A 1579-nucleotide genomic window follows, 5' to 3' on the forward strand; every position below is an offset into this window, starting at 1 on the left:
ATTAGCCGAGACCTCTGCACCATCGGTGGGTATAGCCACAGTACAGCTAATTGTAACCGAGGAAGATACTGCGATCTCACTTGCTCAAGACTTGATTCAACGAACCACTGAGGAGGTAGACAATGAAAGACAAAAGCGAGAACTTCTACAATTAATAGAGACCATACTGGTGTATAAGTTACCCAAACTCAGTCGCACGGAGATAGAAGCCATGTTTAGTTTAAGTGATTTACGGCAAACTAAAGTTTATCAGGAGGCTTTAGCAGAAGGGAGACTTGAAGGTATACAAGAAGGTGAAATTCAAGGCAAATTAAAGTCGATACCTCGGTTGTTAGCGTTGGGGTTAACCGTAGAACAAGTTGCCCAAGCTTTAGAATTAAAGGTGGAACAAGTCAAACAGGTGCTCGAGCAGTCAACGGATCCCTAAAACAACAAGCATCCCATAGTTAGGTAATGGGTAATAGGTAATGGGAGCTAGGTGGGTTTACGCGGGTGACCCATTACCCATTACCATTACTATAGCTATAGTTAAGTAATGACCTAAATGTGAAAACCGACACCATCTTCTATCGCCTGTTTCAATCGTTTCCCAGTATCTTCTTTGAATTAATTAACCATTCCCCTACAGAAGCACAAGCTTATCAATTCGCCTCTGTGGAAGTCAAACAACTAGCATTTAGAATTGATGGAGTATTCCTGCCGACAACCACCACAGCCCAACAACCGATTTATTTTGTAGAAGTCCAATTTCAGAGGGACTCTGAATTTTACTCCCGCTTCTTTACCGAAATTTTCATGTACTTAAACAAAACTAAACTCAGCAATGATTGGCGTGGTGTGGTGATTTACCCGAGCCGCAATGTGGATAAAGGAGCAACTCAACAATATCTTGAATTACTCGATTCCCCAAGGGTATCTCGGATTTATCTCGATGAATTAGCCGAGACCTCTGCAACATCGGTGGGTATAGCTACAGTACAGCTAATTGTCACCAAGGAAGATACTGCAATCGCACAAGCTCAAGACTTGATTCAACGAACCACTGAGGAGATAGACAATGAACCACAAAAGCGAGAACTTCTACAATTAATAGAGACCATACTAGTGTATAAGTTACCCAAACTCAGTCGCAGGGAGATAGAAGCGATGTTTAGCTTAAGTGATTTACGGCAAACCAAAGTTTATCAGGAGGCTTTAGCTGAAGGTATACAAGCAGGCAGACTTGAAGGTAAAATTCAAGGCAAATTAGAGTCCATACCTCGGTTGTTAGCGTTGGGTTTAACCGTAGAACAAGTTGCCCAAGCTTTAGAATTAGAGGTTGAACAAGTGAAACAGGTGCTCGAGCAGTCAACGGATCCCTGAAACAAAAACTATCCCATAGTTAGGTAATGGGTAATAGGTAATGGGAGCTAGGTGGGTTTACGCGGGTGACCCATTACCCATTACCATTACTATAGCTATAGTTAAGTAATGACCTAAATGTGAAAACCGATACCATATTCTATCGCCTGTTCCAATCGTTTCCCAGCATCTTCTTTGAATTAATTAACCATTCCCCTACAGAAGCACAAGCTTATCA

3 protein-coding genes are annotated in these 1579 nt (G+C 41.9%); all 3 read left to right on the forward strand.

The window, feature by feature from the left end; genetic code table 11:
* Positions 1-427, forward strand: a 427-nt coding sequence (locus tag F6K53_RS41230) for an Rpn family recombination-promoting nuclease/putative transposase (RefSeq protein ID WP_293086114.1), incomplete at its 5' end; no start/stop codon positions are given.
* A 119-nt stretch (positions 428-546) separates the two neighbouring features.
* Positions 547-1362: an Rpn family recombination-promoting nuclease/putative transposase gene (locus F6K53_RS41235; RefSeq protein WP_293086116.1), complete on the forward strand. Its 816-nt coding sequence runs from the start codon at positions 547-549 to the stop codon at positions 1360-1362.
* A gap of 119 nt (positions 1363-1481) precedes the next feature.
* Positions 1482-1579 (forward strand): DUF2887 domain-containing protein (locus F6K53_RS41240; RefSeq protein ID WP_293086118.1); only part of this gene is annotated, 98 nt, incomplete at its 3' end.

The organism is Moorena sp. SIO4A1 (assembly GCF_010672065.1).
In the GTDB taxonomy this organism is placed as follows: domain Bacteria; phylum Cyanobacteriota; class Cyanobacteriia; order Cyanobacteriales; family Coleofasciculaceae; genus Moorena.